General features: G+C 45.1%; 17 protein-coding genes. 4 read left to right on the top strand and 13 right to left on the bottom strand.

Going from position 1 to position 23,696, the window contains the following annotated elements:
• Positions 1-56 precede the first annotated feature (56 nt).
• The 5 genes from J2T16_RS07510 to J2T16_RS07530 all read right to left on the bottom strand — a co-directional run bounded on the left by J2T16_RS07510 (position 57) and on the right by J2T16_RS07530 (position 9,361).
• The gene (locus tag J2T16_RS07510) at positions 57-1,370 is read right to left on the bottom strand and encodes an extracellular solute-binding protein (protein ID WP_499018057.1); all 1,314 of its coding nucleotides are present in this window, start codon (positions 1,368-1,370) and stop codon (positions 57-59) included.
• 294 nt (positions 1,371-1,664) lie between these two features.
• Positions 1,665-3,761, bottom strand: a complete 2,097-nt coding sequence (locus J2T16_RS07515; RefSeq protein ID WP_499018058.1) for an acyltransferase family protein — start codon at positions 3,759-3,761, stop codon at positions 1,665-1,667.
• Between the two features lie 604 nt (positions 3,762-4,365).
• A complete protein-coding gene (locus J2T16_RS07520; RefSeq protein ID WP_499018060.1) occupies positions 4,366-4,851 on the bottom strand; it encodes a hypothetical protein in 486 nt (161 codons plus the stop codon).
• 111 nt (positions 4,852-4,962) lie between these two features.
• Complete coding sequence (locus tag J2T16_RS07525) at positions 4,963-5,139, bottom strand: hypothetical protein (protein WP_221789920.1); 177 nt, start codon at positions 5,137-5,139, stop codon at positions 4,963-4,965.
• A gap of 340 nt (positions 5,140-5,479) precedes the next feature.
• Entirely contained in the window at positions 5,480-9,361 is a 3,882-nt protein-coding gene (locus J2T16_RS07530) for a ribonucleotide reductase barrel domain-containing protein (protein WP_499018061.1), read from the bottom strand.
• A gap of 227 nt (positions 9,362-9,588) precedes the next feature.
• Here J2T16_RS07530 and J2T16_RS07535 point away from each other — a divergent pair, with 227 nt between their 5' ends.
• From J2T16_RS07535 to J2T16_RS07545, 3 genes are all read left to right on the top strand, one after another.
• Entirely contained in the window at positions 9,589-11,349 is a 1,761-nt protein-coding gene (locus J2T16_RS07535; RefSeq protein WP_090924384.1) for a DEAD/DEAH box helicase, read from the top strand.
• Between the two features lie 5 nt (positions 11,350-11,354).
• Positions 11,355-12,485, top strand: a complete 1,131-nt coding sequence (locus J2T16_RS07540; protein WP_464680724.1) for a YqhG family protein — start codon at positions 11,355-11,357, stop codon at positions 12,483-12,485.
• A gap of 129 nt (positions 12,486-12,614) precedes the next feature.
• Positions 12,615-13,568: a hypothetical protein gene (locus J2T16_RS07545; RefSeq protein WP_499018062.1), complete on the top strand. Its 954-nt coding sequence runs from the start codon at positions 12,615-12,617 to the stop codon at positions 13,566-13,568.
• 116 nt (positions 13,569-13,684) lie between these two features.
• Here the strand turns inward: J2T16_RS07545 and J2T16_RS07550 are convergent, their stop codons facing one another.
• Positions 13,685-13,882, bottom strand: coding sequence for a YqzE family protein (locus J2T16_RS07550; RefSeq protein WP_221786543.1), 198 nt, complete (start codon positions 13,880-13,882; stop codon positions 13,685-13,687).
• 191 nt (positions 13,883-14,073) lie between these two features.
• Between J2T16_RS07550 and J2T16_RS07555 the strand changes: the two genes are divergently transcribed.
• Entirely contained in the window at positions 14,074-14,823 is a 750-nt protein-coding gene (locus tag J2T16_RS07555; RefSeq protein ID WP_464680723.1) for an N-acetylmuramoyl-L-alanine amidase family protein, read from the top strand.
• Here J2T16_RS07555 and J2T16_RS07560 read toward each other — a convergent pair.
• From J2T16_RS07560 to J2T16_RS07590, 7 genes are all read right to left on the bottom strand, one after another.
• The gene (locus J2T16_RS07560) at positions 14,798-15,670 is read right to left on the bottom strand and encodes a divergent polysaccharide deacetylase family protein (protein WP_499018063.1); all 873 of its coding nucleotides are present in this window, start codon (positions 15,668-15,670) and stop codon (positions 14,798-14,800) included. The genes J2T16_RS07555 and J2T16_RS07560 overlap by 26 nt on opposite strands.
• A 112-nt stretch (positions 15,671-15,782) precedes the next feature.
• Positions 15,783-16,589, bottom strand: coding sequence for a Nif3-like dinuclear metal center hexameric protein (locus tag J2T16_RS07565; RefSeq protein WP_336122324.1), 807 nt, complete (start codon positions 16,587-16,589; stop codon positions 15,783-15,785).
• A gap of 30 nt (positions 16,590-16,619) precedes the next feature.
• Positions 16,620-17,513 (bottom strand): carbohydrate ABC transporter permease, encoded by an 894-nt coding sequence (locus J2T16_RS07570; RefSeq protein ID WP_154886526.1) that lies wholly within the window; start codon positions 17,511-17,513, stop codon positions 16,620-16,622.
• A gap of 12 nt (positions 17,514-17,525) precedes the next feature.
• On the bottom strand, positions 17,526-18,449 hold the full coding sequence (locus tag J2T16_RS07575; protein WP_336122323.1) for an ABC transporter permease: 924 nt from the start codon (positions 18,447-18,449) through the stop codon (positions 17,526-17,528).
• Between the two features lie 81 nt (positions 18,450-18,530).
• Positions 18,531-20,066 carry an ABC transporter substrate-binding protein gene (locus J2T16_RS07580; protein ID WP_336122322.1) on the bottom strand — a complete coding sequence of 512 codons (1,536 nt, stop codon included), beginning with the start codon at positions 20,064-20,066 and terminating at the stop codon, positions 18,531-18,533.
• 198 nt (positions 20,067-20,264) lie between these two features.
• Positions 20,265-21,878 carry a helix-turn-helix domain-containing protein gene (locus J2T16_RS07585; RefSeq protein ID WP_499018065.1) on the bottom strand — a complete coding sequence of 538 codons (1,614 nt, stop codon included), beginning with the start codon at positions 21,876-21,878 and terminating at the stop codon, positions 20,265-20,267.
• Positions 21,879-21,892: 14 nt separating this feature from the next.
• Complete coding sequence (locus J2T16_RS07590) at positions 21,893-23,656, bottom strand: sensor histidine kinase (protein WP_499018066.1); 1,764 nt, start codon at positions 23,654-23,656, stop codon at positions 21,893-21,895.
• Positions 23,657-23,696: the final 40 nt, after the last annotated feature.

Here is a 23,696-nt window from a genome sequence, read left to right on the forward strand (position 1 = left end):
ACTGTGCTTTACTTTATTTAGGTTAGGTTAGTCAGCCTCCAGAAGCAGGAAACAACCTATTGTTTCATCGCATTCGCTTGAGCTGCTTGAATTCGGCCTGCAATATCTTCCGCTTTGCCGCCCATCAGCAGCTCCTGTAACCCGTTATTAATCACTTCAACCGTAGCCGATCCCAGCTTGGAATCGTATACCGGCGTAATCTTCACTTCTTGCATCAGATCGTACAATTCCACAAACAACGGATGAGCTTTGTCCTTATCCAGATCAATCTTATAGCTGACCAATGTACTGCTGTCCAGCGTAGCTTTTTGACCGTCCGGACCAGCCAGGGCGTAGAATAGCTCCATCGCGGCGTCTTTTTGAGCACCACTCAACTTTTTGCTAACACCAAGACCCGTTCCTACAACGCCTGATGTTGTTCTTGGTTCACCTTTGCCACCTTCAACTGGAGGCAGAATCGTAATATGTGTATTTTTCAGCACCTCTTCCGGTGCATTGTTAACGAGGTTGGCGAGCGCCCACCCACCGTTCATGACCATCGCCGTTTTCCCTTGAAAATAAAGTTGCATCATCTGGGTTTCATCAATACTGTTGAATCCGTCCTGAAAAGCCTGCATGTTTCCAAGCTCCTGCATTTTCTTCAGCGCCTCAACAAATTGCGGATCAGTGAAACTTGCACCATCCTGAGCTACGGCTTTCAAAAACCAGTCTGTACCCGTCACCCGATCAGCCAGCGTACTGAAAATGGTAGACTGGGCAACCCAGTTCGTTTTGTTACCGAGAGCCATCGGAATGATTCCTTTTTCGTTAAACGAAGCAACCGCCTGTTCCAATTCAGCCCACGTTTCAGGAACCTTTACGTTATTCTCTTTGAAGAGTGCCTCATTGTAATAAATAAAAGAGCTGGGCGCCAGATTCATCGGAACGGAATAAATATTTCCATCTACTGTGTATCCATCCAGTGCATTCGGAATAAAATTCTCTTTCCATTCCGGCTTCGCATCCAGATCTGCGTTAATCGGCTGCAACAGATCTCCTTTTACAAACTCCTTGGTCATTGCATCCGGCCACATCACGAAGAGATCCGGCATCTCATTGGCTGCTGCAACCGTACGTAACCTTGTCTTGAGTCCGTCCGTAGGCAAGCCTTCATCTACCACTTCGATATCTGGATGTGCTGTACGGAAATCCTCAATAATTTTACGCATGGCCACCGCTTTGGCGTCTTGCCCCGTCCAGTTATGCCAGATGGTCACGGTGACTTTGTCACTGCCGCTACCGCCTTCGGAAGAATCACCGCTTGTGCATCCTGCCAAAATAACAGCGAATAAAGTTAGTGCCAATATGCCTGAAAACCATTTTTTCCACATTGTTTCTACTCCCCCTTGAGCACTTAATATCTGTATTGTAAATGGTAACGCTATCATAACGTAAGGTGACGATCCACGGATGCAGGGGTGAATAATATCGGTTCCCTGTTTACATATCAAAAAAGCCCTCCCTGGACAATGTCATGAAGTCAAGACTAACTTCAATCCCATTGCTCTCAGGGAGAGACTTTAAAATTGGACGTATACTCCATGTGCTGAACATGTATTGCATGATTCAAAGATATAATAGCTGGATAAGTTCGCATTAAAGGATTCTACATGTTAATCGTTCGGTTATTGAAGACTGTTTTTCACCAATGCTGCAAAAGCTTCAGAACCTTCGGCGGTCAGATGCACCCCGTCTTTTTCAAAATATTCGTCATGCCCTTCACTAGCCTGATTCCAATCAATAAGAGAAACATTACTGTAACTGGAGGCTGCATCCGTCAGAGCCTTGTTCACCGTTCGCTCCCAAGGACGCGGCACACGTACCGTGACAAGATAAACCCGTGTTTTATCCTTCAATCCATCAAGTACGGACTTTAAATTTTTGGAATTAAAGGAACCGTTCGTTCCAAGCTCAAGTACCACCTGATTGCCCATTTGCTTGTTACGCTTCAGATCCCTCAGCACATCTCCAGCCTGCCACATCTGACGGCCGACATGGCCATCTACGTACACACCGGATATGCTCTGCTCCAGATAAGGCTTGGCATCCAGAATAACGGAATCTCCGATAATTGTATATTGGACTTTTCCATTCTTAGTGACAGGTGTCGCAGGTTTATCCGTTGCCCCTGAATCCGTTGCATCGGTTGTGCCTTCATCTGGTTTCGAACCCGATGGGTCGGTTTCTTTGTTTCCTGAATCAGACGAATTGGAAGCAGGATTATTGTCAGGATTAGAGGGTGAGTTGCCCTGATCCCGGCTATCGCTGGATGAATCGTCCGGCTTGGCCGATTTAGACCCATCTGTAGATGCAGTTCCAGGCTTGTGACTCCCATTCGTTTTCCCGTCTGACGTCGACTCCGTACCTGACTGAACAGATGGATTCTTTTCCTCGGAATTCGAAGGTTTTGTTGTAACGGGTACAACGTCCTGACCCTTTTCTTCAGCAGACTTTTCGCCATTGAACACCGTAGACAGGGACACCGAATGTGAATCTGAATTGGCTGCTACTGGCAGTACCGTCTGCGATATGGCATAACATAGTAACAGGAACGTCATCAGCAGGCCTGTTCGTTTCCACCATACCTGACGGGGAACGAAAGAGGTACGCCCTCTTCCCCACAGTTTTGACAAGGAATCCCGAAAACCGTTATAACGAATCGGGTTTTCAATATATTTTAGCGACATCGATGCAAGTACAACCGTTGCAACGACTTGTAGCAACATACGTACAGGATGTGCACCGCCTGTATTTACAACAGGACTGGTCAGAACAATAATCGGATAATGCCACAGATATATTCCATACGAACGTTCACCAATCCAGCGCAATGGTTTTGCCCCAATAATCCTTGCCAGCAAAGACGAAGGATGGGCAAGTACTGCCACCAGCAGGGTTGCGGCAATCGCTTGTATCACCATGCCCCCCTGATACAGGAACGAGTCGTATTCGCTCGTATTCAGCATCATATAGATTAGCACCGCTAAGGCAGCAATTCCTGATACGTCCAATACGAGCCGATTCATCGCAGGCAATGTGCCAGACAGCTTCCGGCTTGGCCAGACTACAGCTAACGCTGCCCCGGCAAGCAAGGCAAATGCACGGGTATCTGTTCCATAATATACACGGCTCGGGTCCAAATCCGGGTTGTACATGATGGCCATGGCGCCAGCTGAAAGTTCAGCTGCAACGACAATGGAGACGATCAGCCATCCCTTTCTTTTGAACAAAACGATCGCTGCAATTAACAGAAGCGGCCAAAGCAGATAAAACTGCTCCTCAACAGCCAGTGACCAGAAATGTCCAAAAGGTGATGGTGGACCGAAACTTTCAAAATACGAAACATGGTGAAAGATATACCACCAATTACTTATGTACGTAACACCGGATAAGATATCCCCTTTGAGTGAAGCAAGCCGGGACGAGTCTGTACATAACAGCCAGAGCATCACAACCGCTGTCATGGTTAGCATGCCAGGCAACAAGCGCCTAAACCGCCTTAACCAGAAATCTCCAAGCGCAATGCGCCCATGTTCCCGCCACTGGGATAACAAAATATCGGTAATCAGATAGCCTGACAGAACAAAAAATATACCTACACCGAGCAGCCCGCCCGGAATGAAATCCAAATTTAAATGATAAGCAATCACGCCAAGTACCGCGATGGCTCGTAAGCCATCCAGTCCGTTCATATGCCTCTTTTTTTTCACTGATTGTGACATGCGCGCCCCTCCTTGTTATTGCGAGTCCACATCCATCGAGATCGGGGCATCCTGTTACACTGGCTCATTCTAGTTGTTATTAACATACGTATTGCACCTTCCATCTTTCATTTACAACATAAAGAAGACGAACTGCCTATAGATTTAGTTGTATTGATTGTGAATCTAACTTATATTTTCTCGTGATTTCACGATTACGTTTAGCATTATACGCCTGAAAACAACTTCATAATTGACAAGAATAGTTACAAACCCGTTTAACCGATGTAACCTTTTCTGCCAGCATAATCAGCTGTAAAATCATACTCTATATTTAATGTTTAATATAGTGCTTTTCATCGACTGGACATAATTACCTGAACTTATTCAATAGAAAAAGGCCGCCGACTTGCTCAGCAGCCACTATCCATTATAAACCTAACTCAGAGCGGATTGAAAGTTTTGCTTATAATTGCTTCTTCCTTCCTAGGACTCTAGAGGTGGAACGAGAATATCAATGCATTGAATCCAGCTTGCGTCTGTAAATCATTAAAACAAATAATCCTGCTGTAATCGCACCATATACGAGCGATATAATTATTACCATTAGCTTCTTAAATAGACTTTATGCATCATAATTAATTAACACATCTATAGTACTACTTAGAGGAGGCAACAGATAAATCATTGGTGTAAATCCCTCTGGCAACACCTGTTCTATACCTTGCACAGAAAGTGTAATAACAATGAGCACACTCAGCATTAAAAAAGACATGACGCGGGAACGAACAAACTTAGAACTAAACCAGCAGGCTAAAGCAACTCCCAGCCAAGATGAAACCAAATGATAAATCAGGGCCATGCCTAGCTCTTCAACACTCGGATTTCGATCAAACTTTTGAAAAATGGCTGGGAACGAAACGGCATACAGAGCGAGTGGAATGGTAAAAAACCAGCAATACAACAATTTTGCAACATAAAGTTTTACTAAACTGCCACTATGCAATACCGTTACCGATTCCTGATTTGTCGTTTCCATATCAATCAACGTATAACAAATGACAACAGAAATAATAAAAATAAATGTTGTTGAAAATGCATAACTAGCCATTACTGGATTCGGAACGACACTGTATACGAAAATAATCCCCATAAAAAATACAAAAGTAGCCGGACCATAGCGATAAGAACGCCTTCATTGTCACCTTTCCACCAACCTTTACTAACGATCCCGTTTTCTTTCTAATGTGATCCATGAATAGTAGAGCATCCAAAATAGAGGTGGAAATATAACTACTGCAATATATCGATGGTGATATGGGAGCGTAAAAATGGTACCTACTGAGATCGGCACGATCAGAGCAAACAAAAACAAGTACTTTTTCCAATGTTTACTCATGATAGATGCTGCCTCCTTCCTTCGTCCAGAACCTGACATGAACATTCATTTAAACGGAATATGTGCCTCTTTTAACTGGATTTGTAAGAACACCGTCCTTATTTTAACATATTTAAGATTAAAGGGATGTCTATTGAATAAATAATTCAGAGGAAACTAGATTCAATGTACACCGTTGACTAAAGAGACCTATCGACGTCTAGGCAGTTCAATTGAAGTCTAGCAACAAAAAAAACGAAGTGCTGGTATGTCAGCACTTCGTCTGTACACTTTTTAGGTTGAACATCCCTGTTCAGGCTCATTAGAGCAACAATTTACTCCAGATTTGTTCTGGAATAGCTTAATTACACTTGCTGTATCCGCAGTTACTGCATGTTTTGCAGCCCTCCACATTGATCAAGGACGCCGAGCCGCATGAAGGACATAAGTCGATGGATTGGATAAAAGCTTTTTGCCCCTCACCTCCCGCATCGCCCAGATGTTCGGTGGGTGCCTGTGTGTTCAGCAGAACTCCCTTTGCATTGTTGGTGCTGTTGCTACTGTTAGCACTGTTCGGGGTCTTCACTCCAATGTCCTCGTTCTTCTTTTCACTCTGTGCTTCAAGCGGATCACCCTCTTTCACTTGCTCATTCATCTGAACATGGCTTTCCAGCGCTTTCGCTACGGCATCGGCAATGGATTCCACACGGTTAGCTCCGAAACCAATAGCCCCTGAACCTCCGATGCCTTTCAGATGTTTGATAAGCAACTCCACCTTATGGCCATGATCGCCATATCGCAAGAATAGAGAGCACACACGGCCCAGTGCCTCCGCCATCGCAAACACGTCTGAGCCTGCCTTGCCTACGTTGAGGAAAATCTCACCCGGTGTTCCGTCCAGATCATTAATCGTAATGTAAGCCATGCCAAACGGCGTATGCATCTTATACGTTGCTCCGCGCAATACTTGTGGACGGCGTTTATATTGTTTATCCACCACACCCGTAGTCTGTTCTCCCAAGTCTGGCAAGCTGGACTCTCGCTCTGCATACACCGGATTTGCTACCGAAACGGACTCAGCTACCAGACTGTTGAATTCCTCTTTATCCGCATTCTGCCCCTCAATAGCTGAGGTGTCTTCTTTCTTCGAAGTAGAAAGTACTTGAACATCTCTACTGCCGTCCCGATAGATCGTTACCCCTTTACAACCTAGATCAAAAGCTAGCTCATACAGCTCTGCCGTATCCTGCACCGTAAAATCAGCCGGACAGTTTGCCGTTTTTGAAATCGAACTGTCCACCCACTTCTGAATGGCAGCTTGCACGCGAATATGATTTTCGGCCGAAAGATCCATCGCCGTCACATAATAATCCGGTAGGGACTCACCAGGATGTTGCTCCAGCCACTCCTCAGCAATCGGCACAAACTGTTCATCATACCCAAGACGACTCTGGCGAAAATACTTAAAAGCAAAATACGGCTCAATGCCAGTCGATGTGCCCACCATCGTTCCAGTACTTCCTGTAGGCGCCTGAGTAATCAGCGTCACGTTACGAATTCCCTTTTCACGGATCGCTTCTCCAACCTCTGGGTACGTCGCGATCATCTGTTTCATAAATCCACTTTGTAAGTAAGGTTCTGCCTCAAACGCCGGGAACGCCCCCTTCTCCGCGGCAATCTCCGCTGAAGCGAGATAGGCTTCCTTTGCCATAAATCCATACAGTTTATTGAGAAAATCTAGCGATTCAAGACTGCCATAACGGATACGCAGTTTGATCATCAGCTCCGCAAGTCCCATAGTTCCTAGCCCCACCCGGCGTTCACGATGCTGATTCAATCGATTTTCTTCAAAATGATACGGCGTCGCGTCAATCACATTGTCCAGAAATCTTGCCGAAATGCGCGTCGTTTCCGCCAGCTCTTCCCATGCCACATCGTGGTTTGTTTCATCATAGAATTTGGACAAATTGATTGCTGACAAGTTACATACGCCCCAGCCTGGAAGGCCCTGTTCCCCACAATTATGAGCCACAACTCCACCAGCAATCAAGGAATGTGTAACTGGCTCTGTTATATCATATACAGTGACGTATTCTCCTTTTTCCAACTTCTTCACTCTCGACATAAACTTTTCTGACTTTCTTGACGGTCTTGCAATTCGCTCTAGAGCCTGTTGTTTCCTCGTAACATATTTAAAACCAATTTTTTCTTTGAAGCAAAGTAGATTGTTACCTGATATTATCAACTCGTAGAAACCCTTACTCTTGTAAGTCCTAAATTCTCCACCTTTTGTTGTGTAATTGAATAAAGATTGTGAAGATTTAGGGCGAGCATAAATTGAACTATTGATTCCATAATTCAATAACAGCAACTGAACACCTTGTAACAACTTTTTAGAGCTAGAAGTTAATCTTGCTGTTCGATGCATTTCATCTCTTTCATATACAGTACCATCAGCGCTAAACAAAGCTTGTAAAAAAGCTGTCACTGTTTTTTTCGAGGATGTAAATATCAACTCGGGAACCACCTTCTCCGGTCCTTTTGCTGAAGTTACTCCAATACTTGCGAGTTGTGAAACTAAGTTTTTCCTCCACCAGTAAACTTGTTTTGTTCCATTTGTTCTTTGATAGATCTTTGCCCTTATTCCCGATATTTTCTCACCGACATCTATAAGATGCGGTATCACCTCTTCATCGTCAGCTCCAAAAACCATGCCTACTTCCCCACGAGCAGAAACCCATCCATCACCAATTAACCACCCTAAAAATAATCCCCATTCCTCTCCAAGTTGATCTTCTTCTGCAAATCCACCTTCAGCTGACTGAATATAAACATAGTCTTCAGAGTCTAGGTTCTTGGCTTGTTTCCACCCAAAATTAGTGTACAACTGATGCTCAGGAGTCACACTAATTTCAATTCCATTTTGTAGATGTATTTTAATGGTCTCTTTCTTTCCAGTTGGAAACACTGTTGCTGATCTCATCTGTAATCCAGGTATTTCGTATGAACGACCGCCAACAACTTTGGCCTTTTCGATAAGTCGATTATCCGTACCTACCATAAAAAACTCTCCTGTTTTCCTTCTATACAGATCTTCAATTGTTATAAGTCCATATTGGGTAGCTATTCTTGTTTTAGGATGGAAGCAAGGATTAGTACAAATGATCGGATTAAAATACCAGCTGTTCGACATCTGATTGTAATACTCCATAAATACAACACCGGGTTCGGCTGATTTCCAGGCGGATTCAATAATCGTATGCCATATTTCTCGTGCTTTCACGGTACGATACGGAATAATGTTACGGCCTGACGCTTTCCATTTGCCCAGATCCCCATCCCACTCTGAATCATAATCCGGGTCACTCGTATCGGGAAAAACAAGCTCCCAATCACCGTCCTGCTTCACAGCCTCCATGAACGCATTGCTTACGCAGACCGACAGATTGGCATTGGTCACCTGCCCCATCGTTTGTTTAACCGTAATAAAATCCAGCACGTCCGGGTGCCAATCGTTCATCATCAGCATCAGCGCACCCCTGCGGCTGCCCCCTTGTTCGATAAGCCCCGTCGTATAACTGAACAAACCGCCCCAGGATACCGATCCGCTGGACGAGCCGTTCACACCTTTCACCACAGCCCGCCGCGGACGAAGGGATGACAGATTGATACCCACGCCACCGCCGCGAGCCATAATTTCAGTCATTTCGGTCAACGTCTTCATGATGCCGCCCCGGCTGTCTTGCGGAGAAGGAATGACATAACAGTTAAACAGCGTCAACTCATCACTGGCCCCTGCCCCTGCACCAGCAGCAATACGTCCACCAGGAACCAGTTTCCAGTCATCCAGCACCAAGCGAAACTTCTTCTCCCAAACAGCCTGTTGTTCAGGTGTCGATTCAACAGATGCCATCGCTCGGGCAAGACGATCCCACATCTCTTCCGGTGTTTTCTCTATCGTAAGTGTCAACTTTTCCACATCGGTCTCAATGATCGTATCGCTACGTGTCCGCACTTTAACTAGTTGTGCCTGCCGTTCAACAATCTCACCGACTTCCTTCACCGGAAACTTGGGATCATCTTTCGTTAATACAAGTACTACATCTCCGACTTTTGCATGATTTGAATCAGCGTCCTTCCATGCGTACCGATCCAGAAATATTTTCTCGCTGAGCCCTTCCAGCTTATGTTTGTTCTCATGATGCTTCACTTGTTGGTTCGTTCCTGTATTGTTGGATGCCATCTCTGCAATCAACCTCCCCGAATAAACCGTTCATTTTAAATTCAATGCTGTCTTTGAGAATAATTTATGCCTAGACACTACATATAGTGATTTATAACCATTATATTACACTATATGTTGATTTTCTATGTGATCTATATCATAGATCCTCTGAAACGGGTTATGAACTTGCCTTCCTTCGTCCATACTATTACCTACGAATAACACAAGAACGGAGAGGAAGCATCATGAACCGGAAACATCCGCATCATATGAATCAACCTGTAGCTGACTTACCTGTTCCTCTTGAGTTTGATCGAAGCTGGCTGGAACAGCTTGAATCTCGTTTGGACAAGGGCGGTCCTTGGGGGGATTACCGACTCTTTCAACTCGGTATTCAGGCTGAAGAAACGAATCTCATTCCGAACTTTGACGAAATTCAATGTCTGAAACATTTGCAAGATCTGACCCCACTTCCTCACCAAATGGATACGGCACGCAAAGTATTATTCGAAATGTCAGGCCGAGCCATTCTCGCCGACGAAGTAGGTCTGGGCAAAACGATTGAAGCCGGCCTGATTTTGAAAGAATATATGGTTCGTGGTCTTGTATCTAAAGTGTTAATTCTTGTCCCCGCTTCTCTGGTATTGCAATGGGTACGTGAACTCAATTCCAAATTTGGCATCCCAGCAGTTGCACAGAAAAAGGCTTATTCCTGGCAAAATGACGTTGTTGTTGCTTCTATGGACACTGCCAAGAGAGACCCGCACAAAGATATGTTACTAAGTATGGACTATGACATGATCATCATTGATGAAGCACATAAACTCAAAAATAAAAAAACAACCAATTATCAATTCATGCTGCAATTACGCAAAAAATACTGCCTGCTACTCACTGCTACGCCTGTGCAGAACGACATGAGCGAGCTTTTCAATCTCATTAACCTGCTGAAGCCCGGTCAGCTTGGTCGTCAAGGCGATTTTGCCGCCAACTTTGTCGTCGATAAACGTGTGCCAAAAAATCAGGAGCAGCTCAAAGATGAGCTTTCCAAAGTCATGATCCGTAACAGGCGTGGCGAAGGCCCCGTGCAATTTACAAAACGCAACGTGTCTAACGTGGATCTGCAACTTTCGCCCGAAGAGCAAGCACTCTATGACGGGGTAACCTCGTTTGTCAAAGATCAATACCAGGAAGCAGGCGGCAACCTTAGCAGCATGCTTTCGCTCGTTACGTTGCAACGGGAAGTCTGTAGCAGTCGGGACGCTGTGTTTGTAACACTCGTGAATCTGTCCAAAAAGTTGCCGCTGGATTCCCCACTGCGGGATAAAATCTGGGAACTGGTGGCTCATATCAAGGCGATTAAAGAAAATACAAAAGCCGAAAAAACGATGGAACTGATTCGAGATATGAATGAAAAAGTCATTATTTTCACGGAATACCGAGCGACGCAGGAATACCTGCTGAACTATTTTCGTAACAACGGACTGACGGCTGTTCCCTATCGGGGCGGGATGAATCGAGGCAAAAAGGACTGGATGATGGATCTTTTCCGCGGCCGTGTACAGGCAATGATTGCAACGGAAGCTGGTGGTGAAGGCATCAACCTGCAATTCTGTCACCATATGATTAACTTTGATCTACCGTGGAACCCGATGCGGGTAGAACAGCGGATTGGCCGGGTTCATCGGCTCGGTCAGCAGAATGACGTTAACATTTTCAACCTGTCTACGAAAGGTACGATTGAGGAACATATCCTGCATCTGTTGCATGAAAAAATTAATATGTTCGAGATGGTCATCGGTGGACTGGATGTCATTCTCGAACGGCTGGAGAAAAAGGAATCGATCGAAAAGAGTCTGTACAAAATTATGCTGGAATCGCAGAACGAAGAGGATATTCGCCGTAAAATGAACTCGCTCGGACAGTCGCTGAACACAATTCAGCGCGAAGTTGCTGACGAGGTGCCTTTAATCACCAAACTTGATCTTCACAAAGGGGGCAACTGATATCCATGACAATGTCACCGCATGAGATCCAAGCTTACGTCCTAACCTATCTGGAAGCTTTGGATTGCCAGATCATGGAGCGGTCACCTGCTCATGTGACGGTTAAATTATCACCTGAAGCAGACAAGGCATTAACGAACCGTCCGTATTACTGGGGATTTGTCGAGCGTGTAGGGGTGGAGCCTGAGACCATGTCATTTACTTTTGTTTTTGACCCGGAAGCTTATCAGCAGATCACTGAGGCGGCGCAAGCCAAGGCCAAAGCGTCTCAGCCTGTTCAAACGCCACCTGAAGCGAAGCCTGATGCTCCGAAAGAAACGATACTCGGACGTTATTTTGGCATCACGCCTTCCATGCCGCAGCTTGGTCCCGGACGCATTCTGCGAGAAGATGTTGTGTATGGTAGCCGCAGATTACAGCAGATATTTGCCGCAGCACGCGAAGGTGGAGCCTTCGTAAACCTGTTTGAACAAGCCGCCAAACGCCAGATCAGGGCCACATCTCCGGCTGTATATGAACCTTGGCTAGGGGTTTGTTTTAAAGTCGAGTTTGCTTGTGACCTGAAACGGGAGGAATTACACTTCCTTGGCATTTCACTAAGATCGGGTGAAATCATCGAAAAGTTCGGAAGCAAGCTGAGCCGGCGTGATCTCAGTCCAAGACTGGCTGAAAATATGCATGCTCAGTCACCGAAAATTTCGCTCGCTGATGCAGGGGCTGCTCTCGAATCACACCTCACCGCTCACTTAAGCAGGCTCGATTATAGCTGGGCGGAAAAAGCGAAAGAACGCCTGCAACTCGAACTCGATGTGGTGGACGCCTACTATGAAGCCGTATTGCGAGAAGACATGCCTGAGGTTACTGAGGTTACTGAAGATGAAACGGCTCGTCCTGTTATTAATCGGGTTCGCGGCATATTAGAACCGGTCCCAGCTGATGTGGAACTGGCCGCCGAATCTACCATACAACAGACGCAAGATGATGTAGACCCTGAGCAAGAAAAAGCAAAACAGGCGGTCATAGATCGCGAAGCGATGAAACTGCAGTATGAGAACAGGCGAACCGAGATGATCTGGCAATATGAGCCGAAGGTGAAGGTCACTGCCATAAGCAGCGGCATGTTTCACTTAAGATAAGACGAAGACACTACTTTTCCTGCAAATGCTGGCAAAAGTAGTGTTTATTCATAACCGTTGAACCGACAGGTTGCAGCACCCTTTGCACCCCCTATCCTCTACAATGAAGTCAGGAAGAAGGTGTTTACGATGAAAAAACGGCCCCGGTCAAAACGACGAAATATCGGGCATTGCCTATCGATCTTCTTGAGCATGATCATCTGCTTTGCTCTTCTCTCCATCTGGCCGACGGCTCATGCAGCGGCAACAACTAACAGGTTTGCACCCGCTTCTGTAGAGCAATTCGCGCAACTGCAAGTGAGCGCACTTGGTACCTCCAATCCAGATTGGCTTGCAGCGAAGCTTGAATATTATCCATTAGGGCCAGGTAACCATGGCTGGTTTGTGCATGCCAGCATTCAGGACAAGCCCGTTGGATATATGATTATTTCCACAACTCCGCAAGGGGAGCTCCTTCTCAGTGAGTATGGTCAGGGAGAACAAGCACTATATAATAACGAGCTACTAGGACAGGCTCTGGAACGACAGGGTTTGAATATGAAAATATTACAAACTGCTGGTGATAAGATTACACGTCGATATGCTGCTCCTCTTTTGGCTTATTGGAAAGTGGAACGTGTAAATCATCCCGCGATGTACATTGATGCATCCAATGGAGACTTGTTGCCGGCTAATCGGTTAGAACGTGTAGAGACTGGCTCTGGAACGAATTTTTTCAACTTGAAGGAGTTGCAACAACAGATAGCCATACCTGAACCAACAAGATTTCATACGAGTCCTGTTATTCTACAGCCTGCTTTTGACCCTTCATCTCAACTAACCTGGCTGATATCTGAACCTCTGCAACCCTCTCAAGTGAAGCAACAGCTTCAGCAGAACCATAGTGAAGCCCTTGTCTTCTCAGCAGAAGAATGGAATCTGTTCTATGGTGGTCCTTTGCCAGTAAGCGGATACCAGATATGGAGTATTGCAGGTTCAACGTTTGATCTTTACGTTGGTCTTGGTGGTTACAACTCCACACAACGCTTCATTCCCTTGAACAAGCTTTTGCATGATGGACATTTCTACAAGTTTAATTCTTAGCACATGCACTCATAATCTTTTTTATAACTCAAAATGACTCATAAAAAGACGCATCCTAATACAGGATTGCGTCTTCTTGAATTGGCACTCGTGTTCATCTTTTTTAAGGAAGCGGTTCAACTCTTCTTTGATCTTCGTTTCTTCTTGTCTACCCATAAGGATACCGCAAATGGAATCATGCCAAACCATTTCATGGACCAGGGCTCTCTCCTTCTGCTTTGTGCTCTCCGTTCCTTTCGCTCATCCTTCGGCGTGTCGATGTAATGTACAACACGTTGCGTAATATATTTAACCAGTTCATCACTTTTAGCCATAAAGCAGCCTCCTCTTCTTCCGCACATCCGTGATCTAACGTTATCCCTATTGTGCGCAAGACGTGATTGAACTAAACATTTTTTTGTGCAAATAGCGTATGAAATGATCTAAAATGCACAGTCTAATGCCAAAGGTATCCATCCTGCCTTTTTCGCTTCAACACTTATATTTTGAAGGAGTGTATAATTCGATGTTTAAGCTACTTCTGACAACTTCTATAGCCCTGCTGATTAGTGTTTATTCTATGACCGGTTTCTCCTCTGCTTCTACACTGACTCGTCACGATCCATCTGCCTATCGGCCGTCGATCATGCCAATTACCGATGGCGATTCCTATCATTCAAGTCATCATGCTTTTGCGGCACCCGTTATCCTGCTGGATGTTGGCCACGGAGGTATTGACGGAGGAACATCCGAAGCAGGTGTTCTGGAAAAAGACATTAATTTAGCGATCAGTCAAAAGATATACTTACTGCTTCGCGGCAAAGGTTACACCGTCATCATTAACCGTCTAGGTGATTACGCACTTAGTGATGAGAACCGTTGGTTAAACAGTCGCTCACGTCACATCAGGGATCTCGCACAGCGCAAAAGCCTTAGTGAGGAAGTCAGCACCGATATCGTCGTTAGCATTCATGCGAACTGGAGCCCTCGTTCAGCTACGCACGGTCCGGTAGTGCTTCATCAGAAAGAGGGACGCAGTTATCTGCTGGCACAATCGATACAGGATGCCATGAACCAATTGTGCGGTACACACCGTGAAGTGGTCTGGGGCAAACCGTTTTACATGCTAAATTATGTGAAACATCCGGCAGTCATTGTGGAGACCGGGTTTTTAAGCAATCCAGCCGACCGGGCCAGAATCAGTGACCCGACAGAGCAAAAGCGAATTGCACAGTCGATTACGGATGGTATTATTTATTATCTGTCGGTAGTGTAGGTGCGGCCTGCCAGTGCCATACATCCCTTACCATATCACCGATTCCTACAAACTGAACTTGATTCTGCAGGCGGGAGACCGACTCCCGTATCACTGCCGAAGTATTCATGCCTGTATGACCGACATGACCAATGACAACACAGCTTTTCTTCTCAACTGCTCGCTGAGCAGCCAAATCAAGTTGCTTGCGAATATGTGCCTTTGAATTTTGATCATCCAAAAAAATGTCATTGCCCACAAGCGGCATGTTTTTGGCTATGGCAAGATCGCCAACCACGGAACGAAAATTCGTACGGCTATCCACAAAGAAGAGGCCGCGTTCCAGGCATACATCCAGTACAATGGACATAATGCGTTTATCCGATGTGATTTTAGAACCCATATGGTTGTTCATGCCGATGGCATAAGGCACATCATCAATTGCCTTCTCAACCCGCTGGCGAACCTGCTCATCTGTCAGATTGGATGTAATTGCCCCTGGGCCAAGCCACTCCGGCTTGCCTTTCTTGGGTTCCATCGGCATATGCACAATTACATCCATGCCTTTCTCATGTGCAGCGATCGCATCCTTCTTCGTCGTTTTCAAAAAAGGCATCACAGCCACAGTCAGCTTCACAGGCATATCGAGAATTTCTGCTGTGCCCTTCATATCGTTGCCCACATCATCGATGATGATGGCCATTCGATTGAACTGAGATGATGATGAAGCCGGCTCCGGTAACATGGCTGGCCTGGCAGAAACCCCAGTTCCTCCTGCTCCAATAACAGCTATGATGAAACACAGGAAGATCCGCATTTGAAACCTTATTTTAACCGAATATCCCTGTTTCGCTTGATTTCGTATCATATCCTGCAGCCTCCTTCAAACGTGGTGTTCTCATTGTTTGATTTCAGACGCAGTTCTATGTAAGCTCCCTTTCCCAATTCATTCTAGGAGCATCTGAATGTTGTTGATTGTGTTACAAATATAGGAACGGTTCTTTTGCATCGATAAAATGAACCGGAATATCCCCAACGAGCGGCTGTAACCATTCCGCCATATGTTTCATTCCCCATTCTTCGCTTCGTTCATGACCAATGACTAACATAGCCTTGTTTAACCCAAGCATTGATGCATCATTAACATATGCACACAACGTCCATTCCGTAATCTCGCCGCAGATCATGACGTCCAGTTGTTGCTCTTTCATGAGTTCCATCGGCATCGATTCTTTGCCTAATCCGAGGCTTCCGCCTCCAACAAGGATTCCGATACGGGAACATGTCATATCCTGGCTGCCCACGACCTGCAATACATTTATCTTTAGCTTTCCCTTTAATTCTTCGGCCAGATCGCGAAGCTGCATGGGTTCAATCTCATAAATCCACGGAAAAGCATAATCAACCTGATTTGACTCCCAGCCCAGCTCTCGAATCAGACCGGTATAGATTCGATCCGGCTTCGCCATGTGCATATAATCGTGATATCTCCAGATCGCCATGCCGTAATCCTCAATAAGCTTGCGCTTGGCTTCATATACCGGATCTTGCTGTATCCAGTCGAGCTGATCTGCCCCGGTATAAAAGGTAGGCTCATGTGTAATAATCAGATTAGCTCCTGCTGCATGAGCCTGCCGAATAACCTCGACCGTTGCCATATACGTCGTCACAATGCCTGTCACTACAGTGTCCGCTTCTCCTGTAACAAGAACATCGCCCGTTGGTGATAGACGCTGATCTCCACAGGAATCCTGCATAACCGTCTCCATCACTTGCTGTACATTCACGTGGATTCCCCCTACATTTTAAAATGGTTATCAACCTTTAACTGCACCCACAATGATACCTTTGGTCAGGTACTTCTGAAGGAAAGGAAATACGACCAGAATAGGCAATATACCGATAATCGCCATCGCCATGCGGACTGCCGTACTTGGCAGATCAGCAGCATTGGCCCCAAGCATACTGCTGGCCTGACCTGACTTGAGAAACTGAATGTTATTCATCAGACGAATCAGCATGTTTTGTATTCCATAGTACTGGGGCTTCGTAATAAAATAAAGGGCGTTAATCCAGTCATTCCAATACGCCAGTCCCATAAACAGTCCGACTGTTGCCAGTACGGGTACAGACAGAGGAAGCATCATACGGTAGAAAATACGGAGCTCTGAAGCTCCATCAATCTGAGCCGATTCGATCAATTCAACAGGTACATTATTTTTATAAAAATTTCGAATAAGCAGTACATAAAATCCATTCGTTAATAGATTCGGGATAATCAGGGCGGCCAGTGTATCTTTGATCTGAAAGTATTTCGTCCACAGAATGTAGGAAGGTACAATTCCTCCGCTGAACAGCATCGTGAAAAATACAATGAACGCCAGCACATTGCGATATTTGAAATCCTGGCGCGACATCGGGTAAGCCAGCATGCTTGTAATTAACAACCCAAGTGCCGTTCCCAATGTAGTAACAAGAAAAGATACACCGTACGCCCGCACAAATGTAGAAGCAGAAGACCACATGTATACATAAGCATCCACGCTCATTTTTTCAGGAAAGAAACTGTAACCGTTACGAATTAACGAGGACTCTTCCGTAAAGGATGCCATGATGATCAGCATAAATGGTAGAAATGCCAGTAACGTAAACATAACCATAGCGACGATGGAAAACACATGAAAAGCGCGTTCACCTTTAGTTTGTATCACTCGTGTTTCCCCCTAAAATAATGCATTTTCAGGATTTACCTTTTTGACAATTGCATTCGCAGCCATGACCAATATGAATCCCACAACCGATTGATACAAGCCAGCAGCGGCTGACATCCCAATATCATTGACCTGCATTAGCGCCCGGTACACATACGTATCAATGGTCTGCGTTGTGCTGTACAGCGCTCCGGCATTCATCGGCACCTGATAGAACAAGCCGAAGTCGGAGTTGAATATGCGCCCAATGGACATCAGGGTCAGTATAATAATGGTTGGCTTCAATAAAGGTAGCGTAATCATGCGAATCTGCTTGAGTTTGCCTGCCCCGTCGATCTTGGCCGCTTCATAGATACTTTTGTCAATCCCGGAGATAAAGGCGATATACACAATTGAACCGTAGCCGGCTGTTTTCCACAATTGTATAAACACGAGCAGATAGGGCCAATACTCGGCCTCGGAATACCAGTTAATCTCTGGAATACCAAGGGGTTTCAATATTGAATTGTTAATAAAACCGCTGTCTGCATTCAGGAAGGCAAACACGATATAGGACAGAACCACCATCGAAATCAGGTTAGGTAAAACAAGTCCCGACTGGAACAGCTTAGACCAAACGCTTTTTAACAATTCCGACATTAGAATTGCAATCAAGATCGACAGCATCGTCCCCAGTACGATAAACGCCAAATTGTATAACAAAGTGTTGCGAGTCATAATCCAGGCATCACTCGTCTGAAATAAAAATTTGAAATTATCAAAGCCTACCCAATCACTTCCGAATATGCCCTTGGCATAGTTCACATCTTTGAATGCGATAAAGATACCGGTCATTGGCAAATAATTGTTGATTAGAAAATATAACAGACCAGGAGCAGCGAGCAGCAGTAGCGGCAATGTTTTTCTGAGCCCTCCGGATTTGGTTTTCACAGTCATCGCTCCATTCTCATCCTTAATGCAAAGCGCTGCAATGCTTCTTAGCTATACAGCGCCCCACATTAAACGTTCATCCACGTTTTATTTCTTCTGCTGCGCGATCCACTCATCCAGCTGTTTCTGTTTGCTCGCAATAATATCCGAAGCTCCCGCATCATTTAATGCTTTTACGAATTGAGGAATCGTCGCATCAGGATCAAGAACACCCGTTACAAGCGCAGGTAAAAATTGATTGACCACATTGGTAACAGCACTCATTTGTGTCTTCACTTCACTCGGATCAAAGATAAATCCGAAGTACGGTGAGCGCTCTGTCTCCTTGTTCTCCTTCAGTTTCAACTCCACATCCGACCAATTAACGCCCTCCAGCTGGTATTGCAATGATTCCGAGCCTACAATCCCCGTGCTCAGCATCGCTGTATACGGAACGGTAGATGCATCCATGCCATCCGGAAACTTCACATGATGCTCATCTACTTTGACATAGTCCTCTCCTTCAATACCGTACAGAATCGTATTAATCAACTGCTGATCAGTATACAACATGTTCAGAAACTTGACGGAGCCTTCGGGAACTTTGGTTGTACTGGACACCATCCAGCTCACCAGATTAACTGCACCGGTATCAAAGTAGTACGGCACCAGACGTTTCATTTCGAGGTTTTTGCCCGTTTGTGCACTCAGCGCTTTAGCTGCTTCCATCCCGCTGTATCCGCCCAGGAAGGAAAAACCGCGCCCTGAAGCAATCGTATCGGAGAAAGAAATGGATGTCGTCGCGGCATCTTTCTCTAGAAACCCTTTTTCAAACCAATTTCTCATCATCTTGGTGCCCTGTTTGAATGCATCTGTGTCATAGAAATTTTGAACTTTTCCGTCATTACCTACAACCACACCAATACCGGTTGTATCTGACAGGAAATCGATCTTGTGCATCCCTTTAAGCGCCAGAACGAGATTGGTATCACTTGGATTCACATTGACTGGACCGAAGGGAATCACGTCTGGATGTTTTTGTTTGACTGCCTCAAATACAGCTGGCAGATCATCCAGTGACGTCATTTGATCCGCTGTAAGACCGGATTCCTTCAGCATGTCGGCATTGTATACGATGTTGGTTGGCAGCGACATGCCTTTATTTACCGGAACACCGTAAATATGTCCGTCCATCGTGGTTGCTTCAAGCAGATTCGGACCAAAGTCCTTTTCCAAAATCCGCGTCAACTCTTTACCATATTGCGGCAATAGTTCCTCCAGTGGGTATAACTGGTTTTTGGATGCATAGTTCGTGAATTGCCCCAACGTTGTGAACACATCCATTTGCTCACCACTTTGTAGTGCAAGATTTACTTTTTGAGCATAATCAGCCGGACCATATAGTCTGAAATCCACTTCAACCCCGATTTTCGGAACGGTAATGGCATTGATTGCGGCTGTAACTTTACTGATATCATCGGGAATACGGTTAAATGAAGGCATGGCGAACACCACTTTGTCCACCTTCTGTGAACCGTTCCCCTCTTGCGCACTTGAAGATGAAGATTCCGTTCCGCATCCCGCCAGAAGAGAACCGCAAAGCACCAGTGATAGCAGGGAACCCCATAATCTCTTTGTTTTCATCTTGCTTCATGACCTCCTTATGTCGTGCTTGTATTCGTTTTCATTTTATAAAATTGGAGCGATTACAGCTTTAACAAAAACGGTCTGTTTTTTCGTAAAAACGGTTTAAATTTTGCATCAATTCAGTTAAAACAAAAACCCTGCTTCAAAATGAAGCAGAGTCGTACATTATGGGCAAATGTCCCTGAATTCCAAACGTTAGACTCCATTTTTCTCCTGGTCATAACTTTGTCTGGATCTGTAGGCGTTGGGCGTTTCTCCTGTAAGCTTTTTGAAAACGGTAGAAAAGTATGAAATCGTTTCGTATCCGGTTTCCATCGCAATCTGTCCGATACTCAGGCGGCTTTCAATTAACATAAGTTTTGCCGCTTTAATTCGATAGTCATTCAGATATTCCTTCATCGTTAGTCCCGTTTCTTGTTTGAATACCTTCGCAAGATAGTCCGGCGTTAGAAATACACTAGCAGCCACTTCATCACGATTCAGATCCTTGGTGTAGTTGTCTTGTATATAACGCATCGCTTTATCGACAATGCCTTCCGAACGTTGACTTTCCTTAATCGTTTCGACTGTACGTTCTGTGACAAGGTGAGCCCATTTCATAAAATCAAAAAGGCTGTGCTCCGATTTAACATACAACTGCTGCGCAAGCTGATCCGTAAACAGCTGATGTGCCTGTACGTTTTTCTTAGCCAAAATTGCATAAACCACTTGAAGGAAATCCTCACGTATCACTTGCAACGTTTCAGCATGCAGCTGGTTTTTGGCAACGAGTTGTTCCAAATCTTTTTTCAACCGGTTCACAATCTGGGCTTTCTCCCGCTCGATAAACAAGCTGGTATACATCTCTGTATCCAGATCATATCGTTCCGGTTGTTCTCGTTGAAATACGGTATGCTGTCCATGAACTTTGCCTCGAAACATCACATTTGAATGATCCATGCGTTCCAGTTCTGTCTTTACACCAGACAGCTCGTTAATCGGTTTCGCCTCGCTAATATAACAGGTTCCCATACATTTCAAGTATTCATTCATCAATTGAATCAGCAATGTAGCTCGTTCTTCTAGTTGAACCTGGCTAGTATCATCTTCGTCCAAAATAACAGCAACATACAACATGCTATTTTTCTGATAAGAAACAATCCGGTCATACTCAAGTCGCAACAGCATAATTTCGGAACTGAGATTGGCAAATGCATATCGAAATGTACTTTCATTCCATTTTTCATCGATCTCGGACAAAAATACACTTGCAAGCACCAGCACATACGACTGCTCTGTCTTGATCGTCAGCTCCCGTTTAAGAATCTCCCCCTGAATCAGATCGAGCCGGGGCGAGATGGTAGCCATCAGAATATCGGTCCAGAAGCTGGCCTCGACCAGTCCTTTATTTTTTAGCCACGCCATGCCGAATTTCTGATACTCTCCCATCTGCCTTCTCCACTTCAATCCACCCACCGCCTTCATGACAGCCGCTTCGAGCTTCTCCTGATTCAAGGGTTTGAGCAGATAAGAGTCCGCATTAAATGAAATCGCAGTGGAAGCAAAGTCAAAACTCTCGTGACACGTAAAAAATATAAATGCACAGTCATATCCTTGTTCCCTGATCCACTGAATCATCTCAATTCCCGAACCTCTCGGCATCTCAATGTCACAAATGACCAAATCGGGAATACCTGCGGCAAACAACGTCTGTGCATCCTGAACACAGTGAGCCTGTGATAATTCGTTAAAACCATATGCTGTCCAAGGGATAAGTTCTGTTAACACCTGAACCGTAGGGATATCGTCGTCAATCAACATGCACCTCATTAAGCTCCCCCCACTCACATGCTAGACTCAGAAATGGACACCGGATTCGTTTCGTTGGAGACAGGTATCCGTATTTCGATTTTGGCTCCTGAAGATTCCCCTCCGCTCGACAGCACCAGCAAATTATCCTGTTTGTATAATAACTGCAACGTTTTATGAATATTTGCGATGCCTACGTGCTCACCTTCATCCCCCGCCCTTACGGATGTTTGGAATTGTTGAAGCCACGCTTGCGGGAATCCTTCACCGTTGTCCTCAATCACGATCTGAACATAACCCCCATCATCTGCTGTCCGCTCCATGTGTACCCGAATAAAAATAGATAACATTTCTCCATACGTAAGGGCATGTTTGAAGCAATTTTCCACAAATGTCTGAATCAACAGTTGCGGAATACGAATATCACCCGCTGCCGCTTCCAGGTCCGTCATATAAAAGATCTGATCCGGGTAGCGAATTTCCTGCATACGAATGTAATTTTCAACATGCCCCATCTCTTCATCAACACTGACAAGCATCTGTTCCGCCTTGAACATATAACGGAGATGCTGGGATAACATCTGGATCATACGCCGAATTTCTTCATTCCGATTTTGATAGGTAAGACTGGAGATCGTCGATATAGCATTCAGATAAAAATGAGGTCTGATCTGCATCTGTAACACTTTCAACTCTGCGCGGCTCTTCTCAATTTTCTCTTCATAGGATTGAATCTTCAGATGTGTAATCTCATGAACCATCGATTGAAATGCATGGAACAGTTTCATAAATTCAAGCGAATACTCTCTGGAAGGAGGAGGGAATAACGTCTGTCCTTTTTCAACTTCTTTGGCAGCTCGGACCAATTCCAGGATCGGACGAAGCATCTCCTTGGTGATAAATCTCATGACAAGCGGCACGACGACCATGGAGACGACACCTAGCACGATGATCAGCCATTGAATTAATTTCAGTCCGGAAAATACACTTTGTTTCGCAACGATATTGGTCATATGACCGAATTCGGCAATCGGTTTGCTCACAAAAAGGTAACGACTACCCAGCTCCTGCTCGGTCGCTGCCAAATCCTTTGTTATTGTCATGACATTTCCACTGACCGTTGTCAGAATACGACCCTCTTGACCACTTAACATAAATTGGCTGGCTGAATCTGCTTCCCGACTTGTGCGTGAAAGTAAATGATCAGCCTGAACAAACGTCCCAAAGCTCACTTCCCCGTACGTGATACATTTGAACAAATAAAATACATCGTTCACTTGTACAATACTCCACTGACCATCCTTATGATCCTGTATCTGAATGTCCCGCCAGTTCTGGTGCTTCAAAAAGTCGGATAAAGCCAGTTTATTCGAGGAATTGATCCGATTGCCAAACAAGGTCAGCAGTCTTTCATCACGTGCAATTTGAACAAACATGCCATCGCTGGCATAATTATTTGTCATTTTGGACTTGAGCGCGTTGATCAGCCGCATTTCTTTAAAGTAGTCCCCTTCGTGACCAGCACGTATATATTGCTCCCCATAGTCCCTGGCGAAATCGGCTTGATTCTCGAACACCTCCATCAGGTCTTTGGCGTAGATATCCAGGTTATTATGAATAGATTCCGTGTAGATCGCCAGTGTGTGTTCCGAATTGCTAACGATGTGATTCTGAACCACTTGGAGCGAATAAATGTTGCTCAAAAGAAGAGCTGCGAAGAGAATAACCAAAATAACCGTGATCTGGGTGTACAGTCTGAATACGATGCTTCTGTTACGGAATAAGTATTTTCTCTTCATGCGTTCCCTCTTCTCTTGTCTTCCGTGCTTGACCGGATAA

The organism is Paenibacillus intestini (genome assembly GCF_030803945.1).
In the GTDB taxonomy this organism is placed as follows: Bacteria; Bacillota; Bacilli; order Paenibacillales; family Paenibacillaceae; genus Paenibacillus; species Paenibacillus polysaccharolyticus.

Excerpts from the sequence above, each read along its gene's own strand:
- J2T16_RS07510 (WP_499018057.1), bottom strand. The coding sequence starts at position 1,370 with ATGTGGAAAAAATGGTTTTCAGGCATATTGGCACTAACTTTATTCGCT.
- J2T16_RS07515 (WP_499018058.1), bottom strand. The coding sequence starts at position 3,761 with ATGTCACAATCAGTGAAAAAAAAGAGGCATATGAACGGACTGGATGGC.
- J2T16_RS07520 (WP_499018060.1), bottom strand. The coding sequence starts at position 4,851 with ATGGCTAGTTATGCATTTTCAACAACATTTATTTTTATTATTTCTGTT.
- J2T16_RS07525 (WP_221789920.1), bottom strand. The coding sequence starts at position 5,139 with ATGAGTAAACATTGGAAAAAGTACTTGTTTTTGTTTGCTCTGATCGTG.
- J2T16_RS07530 (WP_499018061.1), bottom strand. The coding sequence starts at position 9,361 with ATGGCATCCAACAATACAGGAACGAACCAACAAGTGAAGCATCATGAG.
- J2T16_RS07535 (WP_090924384.1), top strand. The coding sequence starts at position 9,589 with ATGAACCGGAAACATCCGCATCATATGAATCAACCTGTAGCTGACTTA.
- J2T16_RS07540 (WP_464680724.1), top strand. The coding sequence starts at position 11,355 with ATGACAATGTCACCGCATGAGATCCAAGCTTACGTCCTAACCTATCTG.
- J2T16_RS07545 (WP_499018062.1), top strand. The coding sequence starts at position 12,615 with ATGAAAAAACGGCCCCGGTCAAAACGACGAAATATCGGGCATTGCCTA.
- J2T16_RS07550 (WP_221786543.1), bottom strand. The coding sequence starts at position 13,882 with ATGGCTAAAAGTGATGAACTGGTTAAATATATTACGCAACGTGTTGTA.
- J2T16_RS07555 (WP_464680723.1), top strand. The coding sequence starts at position 14,074 with ATGTTTAAGCTACTTCTGACAACTTCTATAGCCCTGCTGATTAGTGTT.
- J2T16_RS07560 (WP_499018063.1), bottom strand. The coding sequence starts at position 15,670 with ATGATACGAAATCAAGCGAAACAGGGATATTCGGTTAAAATAAGGTTT.
- J2T16_RS07575 (WP_336122323.1), bottom strand. The coding sequence starts at position 18,449 with ATGACTGTGAAAACCAAATCCGGAGGGCTCAGAAAAACATTGCCGCTA.
- J2T16_RS07580 (WP_336122322.1), bottom strand. The coding sequence starts at position 20,066 with ATGAAAACAAAGAGATTATGGGGTTCCCTGCTATCACTGGTGCTTTGC.
- J2T16_RS07585 (WP_499018065.1), bottom strand. The coding sequence starts at position 21,878 with ATGAGGTGCATGTTGATTGACGACGATATCCCTACGGTTCAGGTGTTA.
- J2T16_RS07590 (WP_499018066.1), bottom strand. The coding sequence starts at position 23,656 with ATGAAGAGAAAATACTTATTCCGTAACAGAAGCATCGTATTCAGACTG.